Origin of the sequence: Pseudomonas sp. MH10, assembly GCF_034353045.1 — a bacterium.
Classification (GTDB): domain Bacteria; phylum Pseudomonadota; class Gammaproteobacteria; order Pseudomonadales; family Pseudomonadaceae; genus Aquipseudomonas.
In genome coordinates, this window is sequence record NZ_CP133783.1 from 2,748,774 (window position 1) to 2,757,500 (window position 8,727).

The 8,727-nt window shown below is 55.5% G+C and carries 5 protein-coding genes and 2 rRNA genes (1 of these 7 cut by a window edge); 3 read left to right on the forward strand and 4 right to left on the reverse strand.

What is annotated here, in order from left to right; translation table 11 throughout:
• Together rimI and RHM59_RS12330 are read right to left on the reverse strand one after the other, a co-directional pair.
• Positions 1 to 483, reverse strand: coding sequence for a ribosomal protein S18-alanine N-acetyltransferase (rimI, locus tag RHM59_RS12325; RefSeq protein WP_322167672.1), 483 nt, complete (start codon positions 481 to 483; stop codon positions 1 to 3).
• Positions 480 to 1,277, reverse strand: a complete 798-nt coding sequence (locus RHM59_RS12330) for an energy transducer TonB (RefSeq protein WP_322167671.1) — start codon at positions 1,275 to 1,277, stop codon at positions 480 to 482. The genes rimI and RHM59_RS12330 overlap by 4 nt, the downstream gene beginning before the upstream one ends.
• A gap of 143 nt (positions 1,278 to 1,420) precedes the next feature.
• Between RHM59_RS12330 and mksB the strand changes: the two genes are divergently transcribed.
• From mksB to mksF, 3 genes are read left to right on the forward strand one after another with little or no spacing between them, the layout of a single operon-like run.
• On the forward strand, positions 1,421 to 2,701 hold the full coding sequence (gene mksB / locus RHM59_RS12335; protein ID WP_322167670.1) for an Mks condensin complex protein MksB: 1,281 nt from the start codon (positions 1,421 to 1,423) through the stop codon (positions 2,699 to 2,701).
• Positions 2,691 to 3,395 (forward strand): Mks condensin complex protein MksE, encoded by a 705-nt coding sequence (mksE, locus tag RHM59_RS12340; RefSeq protein WP_322167669.1) that lies wholly within the window; start codon positions 2,691 to 2,693, stop codon positions 3,393 to 3,395. The genes mksB and mksE overlap by 11 nt, the downstream gene beginning before the upstream one ends.
• Positions 3,392 to 6,220, forward strand: a complete 2,829-nt coding sequence (mksF, locus tag RHM59_RS12345; RefSeq protein ID WP_322167668.1) for an Mks condensin complex protein MksF — start codon at positions 3,392 to 3,394, stop codon at positions 6,218 to 6,220. The genes mksE and mksF overlap by 4 nt, the downstream gene beginning before the upstream one ends.
• 191 nt (positions 6,221 to 6,411) lie before the next feature.
• Here the strand turns inward: mksF and rrf are convergent.
• A 5S ribosomal RNA gene (gene rrf, locus RHM59_RS12350) occupies positions 6,412 to 6,527 on the reverse strand.
• A 141-nt stretch (positions 6,528 to 6,668) separates the two neighbouring features.
• Positions 6,669 to 8,727: ribosomal RNA gene (locus RHM59_RS12355) — 23S ribosomal RNA — on the reverse strand; it runs 832 nt beyond the window's last position.

Sequence of the window (8,727 nt, forward strand, 5' to 3'; positions counted from 1 at the left end):
TTACTCGAACAAGGTGCAGGCCATGACCAACGCATCTTCATGGCCACCCGCTGCTGGGTAGTAATCGCGGCGGCGGCCAATCTCGTTGAAGCCAAAACTTTCGTACAAACGATAGGCCGACAGGTTGCTGGCCCTGAGTTCGAGAAAACACTCGCGCCCATTAAGCTCGTAGGCACGGGACATTAGATGCTCCAATAAGCGCAGCCCTAAACCCCGGCCTTGGCTTTCAGGTTTGACGGTAATGTTAAGCAGGTGTGCTTCATCGATGATGACGTTAATCACGCCATGGCCGACTTGCTGAGCGCCTTCGAACATCAGCCATATTTCATAAGATTTGAGCGCATCGAGGAAAATACCCCGGGTCCACGGGTGGGTGAACGCCGCATATTCGATCTTCAATACCGCGTCCAGGTCGGCCTCAGTCATACGTCGAAAGGTCAAGGAGTCGGCCGTTGCGCCAGTGTTTTTCGAAGCGTTAGTCATTCAATCGTCTTCCATCGTGTCATCAGCCGTCGCATGGCTAGCCAGACATCAGCTTTGCGTTGCGGCTCGTCCATTAATAGTTCCAGACCTGGCAAGGCCCAGGCGCTGCCAAGCCCTTCGACCTGCAGTTCACGGTTGTAAGATTCGGCGTTGGCTTCGCCGGCAAACCTGATCGACGGCAAACCAATGAGCCATAGGCAAGCGCAGGGCTCATCTTCCAAACGAGCGCTAACGAAGCCTTGGACGAAATCACGCGCAGACTCAGGTCCTTGGTCAAGCTGCCCACGTACCAACAGTGGCCAACGAACCGGCTCGCCAATGATCCGCGGGCTATCGCGCAAACCCGCCGCACGCAGCATGTCCTTGAGCAACAGGTACGCCGGATCGCGACTTTGAAACGCTTCGCCTGTGGGTAACTCGACCAGTAGCAGACAACGGCCGGCCCGGAGCAATTGCAAGGCAAAACGCGGCGGCGCAACAAACGCCGCTTTGATCGGCGCGGATGCTGCTTGTGCAACGTCGATCACGGCGTTATTTCGCGTGCTGGCCAAGGATGGACGGGGTACTTCGACCTTTGGGGGCTCGATCACCGGCTTGGCGTTGAGCGCAACAGCTGCGGGAGCCACTGCCACCGACGCCGGAGACAGCTGCTTGATGCCCGGTTCGACAGGCGGAGGCAACGGTGCCAGTAATTCCGGGCGCGAAGGTGCCGCAAAGGGAAGCGCAGTGCGCGGCAGCCAGTTGACCACCTGCATGGCGTTTAGATAAGCGCGGCGGCGGGACTCATTAAGCAAAGGTCGGCCATCTGTGGATAAGTAAAGATGAGGATTCTACCGCCCTTCGCCGATTCCCGCCGCAGTTGATCACCCAGGGGTGAAATGTTGACCGACCGATGCAGTACAATCGCTGCTTTTATTTGCCAACAGCCGGCCATCCGATGATCGAACCTAAGCGCGTCTTGCGCGCCCTTGCCGAGCACTGGGCGTTATTAGAGCCACTGTGCGAACACTTCGACCAAGGCACGTTAAGCCTGACCGAGTTGCGCCTGCAATTGGCGGCTCAGCAACTGGACAGCACGCCGCAGGACATCACCCACCTGCTGGACGTGTGGATTCGTCTGGACATTCTGGTTCCGGTGGCCAAAAGCCCGAACCGTTTTGAACTGAACGCTCAGATTCACGACTTTCTGTCTTACCTGCGGCACGAACATCGCCTGGGTTTGTGCTTGGAAATTGAAGCCTACCTGCGCCATTTGGAGCGGTTGGCGGGTTACATCCAGGACGCTTTTGATATTCGCGACGCCAGTGATCTAGCGCGTCAACTGCGCCTGCTCGACATGCGCGTGCGCGATGTTCTGAAGAAGCTCGCCAATGATGAACAGGCGTTGATCGCAGTGGCCGAAAGAGCCAAGACCAGCGACCGACAGATTCCTCTTCGTCAACGGTATGCCGAGGTACTGGCGACCTGGGACGAATACATCGAACCGATGATCCAGTTGGTTAACGCCGATGGCGCGTTTGAACAAGGCGTGCGCAAGGTCGAAAACGTCCTGCTGCGCCTGCTCACTGAACAGCAGCGCCTTGGCCATCTGGTGGATGACGACATGCTGCTGCGCACGCATGCGCGCATCCTTGAGATGCAGACCAGCGCTCAGTTGACCTTGCGCCATGCGCGGGAGCTGTTATTGCCGCTGCGCGAAGAAGCGCGTCGGCATAACGCCGTGACCCGTGGCGCAGCGCTGGCGTTGTCGGCGATTCGCAAACGCGGCATCGATGCGGTGCCCCACGCGGCCATGCCTATGTTCACACGGCCGCAAAGCACGTTTCTGGGCAGTGCTAGCCAGGTTGAAGCCTATGTCTATGCCTTGGCCCGTTTCGAACCGAAACCGGCGAAGTTTCCCACGGCCAACGTCAGCACCCGTAAGGGCGAGCCACCCCGGGCTCCACGCACCGTTAAAGAAATGCTGGAGCGCTGCGAAGATGCATTGCCACTGCCCGACCTGATGGTTTGGTTACTGGAACAAGAACCGAACGGTCCCACCGACGAATTGCTGTACTGGTTCTCGCGCCTCTCACGGGACAAACGCTTCAGCCGCGAACGCCTGGATCGGCGCGATTATCACACTCAGGAGCACCAGGTCAGCCTGCGCTCCTTCGCCCTGCTCTCTAGCCGAGATGAGCACCTAGAGAATTCTGCGAGCACCTCTCATGCATATTGATCTATCCGAAATGTCCCAGTTGGCGCCGATTTTTCGTGAGCTATTGAAGGGCTATCACGTCAGCCGCCGCGACCCTGAGCTGTACGCGCAGCTGTCCAATAGCCAGGATCAATACCGCACGTTGTTTAAGGCCCTGGGCTACGAATTGGTCTGCGACACGCGCGGTTTTTATTACTTCGTACCCGACCTCGCAGCAGCTCAGGTCAACAAGACCGCGCAACGATTGGCGCTGTTCACCTTCATTATTGTCGAGCACTTGGCTGACCAGGGTCGTGACCCGGTGGCCGTGCTGGACGGTGGCAGCCTGGGCCGCGATGAGTTACCTACGCTACTAGAGAAATACCGCGATCTGTTCGTACAAGCTGAAGTGCAAACCCAAGAAGAGCTGGAAGAAAAGATCATGCGCCGCATGACCCAGCTCGGGTTCGCCAGTGAGGAAAACGGCATCTACCGTTTCTTGCCGCCGATGCATCGCTTTCTGGATGTATGCCTGTCGGTGCAGCAAGACCGCGATCTAGCGGCCAGCCTGCACAGCGTCTTGCCATTGCCGACGCCGATACTGATAGACGACGACGGCGCACTGCTCGATACAGAAGATCCGCTAGACCTCGCCGCGTTCGACGAGCCGGAAGAAACCGAAGCGCAAGCTTTGGCGCGAGCCATTGCCGCCGAACAACAGGAGATGGATGCATGAGCCAGGAACGCTACGGCATTCGCCGCTTTGCACTTTTAAACACGGCGGGTTATAGCCTCGGCCTGTTCCCGCTGGAACACCCCTTGTCGGTGTACGGCGCAAACAATTTGGGCAAAAGCGCCTCTATCAACGCCCTGCAATTTCCGATTCTGGCACGCATGTCAGACATGAGTTTCGGCAAGTACAGCCTCGAACAATCTCGACGCTTTTATTTTGCCACCGACACCAGCTATATCCTGGTGGAAGTAGCCCTACCCCACGGCCCACACGTGATTGGCGTGGTCGGTCGCGGCCCTGGCGGCGGTTTCGGTCACCAGTTCTTCGCTTACGCGGGCAAGTTGGACCTGGCGCATTACCAAAAGAACGACACCTGCCTGCGGCAAAAAGAGTTGTTCAGTAATCTGGAAAGCCAAGGCCTGAAAGCGTACGAATTGAAACCCGATGAGCTACGCCGCTTGCTAGTGGGCGGCCATACATCGATCCCGCTGGACTTGACGCTGATCCCTTTACGGTCCACCAGCGAACAGAGTCTAAAGACGTTCCGCGCTCTGTTTATCAACCTGCTGCACATGCGCGAAATCACAGCAGCGAAACTCAAGCAGCTATTTTTGGACGCCTTCGAACACAGCCTGCGCTCGGGCAGTGTCGACTACATTGCCGCATGCGAAGAAGCCTTCCGCGACGTGCGCCGGATGGAACAGGATTACAACGCGCTGGTGCTGGCGGGTTCGTTGGTCGAATCGTTGTCTGCCGGCGTTAAACAGCGAGAAGCATTGCGCGGAAAATTGCATCGTATTTCGCCGCTTCTCGATTCACTGCTAGGCACTTGGCAAGACTATTCCAGCGCGCGCAAAGACGAACTGGTAATTCACGCCGAGCATTACCGTAACGAGCAGGACTCTCTGCAAAACGATCAGCGCGGCGGCACTCAAGAACTGATGCGCCTTGAACGCGAGATCAGCGGAATACAGCGCTGGATCGGTGAGCTGTCGGTGCTCAAGAACCGCTTTGCACTGGTCAACGACGTCAAGATGCTAGAACAGCAGCTGCTGGCGGCCAAAGACGCTCACGATGAATTAGCCGGCGCGCTGGCCCAGTCGCGGCAGTTCAGCGCCGAGGACTTGGAAGAGCGTTTGCGCGATCTGGAAAAACGCCTGAAGTCGGTGAAGCAGCAGCTCGATCACGCCGATAACAATAGCTATGCGCGGCTGCGCGAAGAGTTTTCGCAACCGGACGTTGAGCGTTTGATGCGTCTGTTCAACAGTGCGTTGTTCAGCCTGCCGCTTGGCGAACAAGGCATTGCGCTGGATGATGGCGACGCGTGGGTCAAGTCACTGGAACGGATACTCGACAGCTTTAAAGGCGAGCGCTTCGAAGTGCCAGGCCTGACGATCAATCTGTCACACATCGAACCGCCCGCGTTGCAAGCCTTGGCTGATCGCGCGGCGTTACGCGATCAAAAAGAGCGTCTTGAAAAAGAACTCAAGCAGTTGAGGGTTCAGCAAGCGGTTGCTTCCGATCGCGCCGCGAGCAAGACCCAAACCGAGGCGCTGTACCAGCAGGTACTGGACGCACAAAAAGCGCTGGAAGATTTCCGCCGCAGCCAGACCTTAAGCGCCGAAGAGCCGGAAAAACTAGAGCAACTGGCACAGATGGAAGCCGCTCAAGACGAACTGAAACGATCAAGCGACGCCTTCACCGAACGCGTTCAGCAACTGTCCGCCAAGCTGCAATTGGTGGGTCGACAGATCGGTGACATGGAAGCCAAACAGCGAACCTTGGATGACGCGCTACGTCGCCGTCAGTTGCTGCCTGCGGACATGCCGTTTGGCACACCGTTTATGGAAGTGGTTGATGATTCGCTGGAAAACTTGCTGCCCCTGCTCAATGACTATCAGGACAGCTGGCAAAGTCTGCAGCGCGCCGATAATCAGATTGAAGCGCTGTACGCTCAGATTCGGTTGAAGGGCGTTGCTAAGTTCGACAGTGAAGACGACATGGAGCGGCGGCTGCACTTGCTGATAAACGCCTATGCACATCGCCAGGACGAAGCGCTTACCCTCGGCAAAGCGCGCCGCGCCGCCGTGACCGACATCGCACGGACGTTACGTAATATCCGCAGCGATTACGACAGCCTGGAACATCAATTGGCACTGTTTAATCGCGAGATAAACAAACGACAAGTATCTAACCTGGCGAGCTTCCGTATCGTTCTCGCACCAAACAAAGACGCGTTGAAACACATAGATCAGATCATTCACAGCGCTGGTCAATATGAAGAAGGCGAGACGTTGTCAGTGTTCGACCTGAGTCAAAGTGCCGATCAAGACAATAAGAACGAAGAAGCCAAAGAGTATCTGGCGCGGTTGGTGGCAGCAAATCACAACCAGCTGGGCTTGAAGGATTTGTTCGAGCTGGCGTTTGAGATCACCAAAGTCAACGGCTTACCGGTGATCCATACCGACATCGACGGAGCGGCGTCTAACGGCACCACCATGACGATCAAGGCACTGACCAACATGTACCTGTTGCTGCACTTGATGGATCGCGATCAGGCTGGACGCATTCGCCTGCCTTACTACTTGGATGAAGCAGCAGATATCGACGAGAAAAACCAAGCGGCGTTGCTGGAAACGAGTCTGCAACTCGGCTTTGTTCCCATCCTGGCCAGCGTGAAGCCGCAGGTCTCGGCTCATGTAGCCATCGACCTTGAAGGCGGCAGCGGGCCTAACGGGATCTACATTGATGAAGCTGACTGGAAGTACATCCGTCGGCATGATGACGCGGTTAAAGCAGTGGTTGATTCAGAGCCAGAACTGGCTTAAGCCTTGTGTAGGAGCCAACTTGTTGGTGAAGAATTATTCGCGCGGTGTCAGGTATGCCACCTCGCGGACAAGTTCGCTCCTACAGCGTATATACGGGATGTGATCAATGCCTGCGAATTAGCTTGGCAGGTTTTTGCTGCGGACAAACAAAACCCCTGAACGCGTAAGCGATCAGGGGTTCTGGAATTTAATCTTGACGATGACCTACTCTCACATGGGGAAACCCCACACTACCATCGGCGATGCATCGTTTCACTGCTGAGTTCGGGATGGGATCAGGTGGTTCCAATGCTCTATGGTCGTCAAGAAATTCAGTAGCCAGTGCGTGCCCTCCTGCGAGTTCACGTGCCAGCGAATGGGGATGTGATAGATCTGTGGGTTTCGAATTTTCGGTTGTGTCGTCTTCACACACCTCAATTTGCTTCATCGCAAATTGCTTGGGTGTTATATGGTCAAGCCTCACGGGCAATTAGTATGGGTTAGCTCAATGCCTCACAGCACTTACACACCCCACCTATCAACGTCGTAGTCTTCGACGGCCCTTCAGGGGACTCAAGGTCCCAGTGAGATCTCATCTTGAGGCTAGTTTCCCGCTTAGATGCTTTCAGCGGTTATCTATTCCGAACATAGCTACCCGGCAATGCCACTGGCGTGACAACCGGAACACCAGAGGTTCGTCCACTCCGGTCCTCTCGTACTAGGAGCAGCCCCTCTCAAATCTCAAACGTCCACGGCAGATAGGGACCGAACTGTCTCACGACGTTCTAAACCCAGCTCGCGTACCACTTTAAATGGCGAACAGCCATACCCTTGGGACCGGCTTCAGCCCCAGGATGTGATGAGCCGACATCGAGGTGCCAAACACCGCCGTCGATATGAACTCTTGGGCGGTATCAGCCTGTTATCCCCGGAGTACCTTTTATCCGTTGAGCGATGGCCCTTCCATACAGAACCACCGGATCACTAAGACCTACTTTCGTACCTGCTCGACGTGTCTGTCTCGCAGTCAAGCGCGCTTTTGCCTTTATACTCTACGACCGATTTCCGACCGGTCTGAGCGCACCTTCGTACTCCTCCGTTACTCTTTAGGAGGAGACCGCCCCAGTCAAACTACCCACCATACACTGTCCTCGATCCGGATAACGGACCTGAGTTAGAACCTCAAAGTTGCCAGGGTGGTATTTCAAGGTTGGCTCCACGCAGACTGGCGTCCACGCTTCAAAGCCTCCCACCTATCCTACACAAGCAAATTCAAAGTCCAGTGCAAAGCTATAGTAAAGGTTCACGGGGTCTTTCCGTCTAGCCGCGGATACACTGCATCTTCACAGCGATTTCAATTTCACTGAGTCTCGGGTGGAGACAGCGCCGCCATCGTTACGCCATTCGTGCAGGTCGGAACTTACCCGACAAGGAATTTCGCTACCTTAGGACCGTTATAGTTACGGCCGCCGTTTACCGGGGCTTCGATCAAGAGCTTCGCGTTAGCTAACCCCATCAATTAACCTTCCGGCACCGGGCAGGCGTCACACCCTATACGTCCACTTTCGTGTTTGCAGAGTGCTGTGTTTTTAATAAACAGTCGCAGCGGCCTGGTATCTTCGACCGGCGTGGGCTTACGCAGTAAATGCTTCACCCTCACCGGCGCACCTTCTCCCGAAGTTACGGTGCCATTTTGCCTAGTTCCTTCACCCGAGTTCTCTCAAGCGCCTTGGTATTCTCTACCCAACCACCTGTGTCGGTTTGGGGTACGGTTCCTGGTTACCTGAAGCTTAGAAGCTTTTCTTGGAAGCATGGCATCAACCACTTCATGTGCCGAAGCACACTCGTCATCAGCTCTCGGCCTTAGAATCCCGGATTTACCTAAGATTCCAGCCTACCACCTTAAACTTGGACTACCAACGCCAAGCTGGCCTAGCCTTCTCCGTCCCTCCATCGCAATAACCAGAAGTACAGGAATATTAACCTGTTTTCCATCGACTACGCTTTTCAGCCTCGCCTTAGGGACCGACTAACCCTGCGTCGATTAACGTTGCGCAGGAAACCTTGGTCTTTCGGCGTGGGTGTTTTTCACACCCATTATCGTTACTCATGTCAGCATTCGCACTTCTGATACCTCCAGCAAGCTTCTCAACTCACCTTCACAGGCTTACAGAACGCTCCTCTACCGCATCACCTAAGTGATACCCGTAGCTTCGGTGCATGGTTTGAGCCCCGTTACATCTTCCGCGCAGGCCGACTCGACTAGTGAGCTATTACGCTTTCTTTAAAGGGTGGCTGCTTCTAAGCCAACCTCCTAGCTGTCTAAGCCTTCCCACATCGTTTCCCACTTAACCATGACTTTGGGACCTTAGCTGACGGTCTGGGTTGTTTCCCTTTTCACGACGGACGTTAGCACCCGCCGTGTGTCTCCCATGCTCGGCACTTGTAGGTATTCGGAGTTTGCATCGGGTTGGTAAATCGGGATGATCCCCTAGCCGAAACAGTGCTCTACCCCCTACAGTGATACA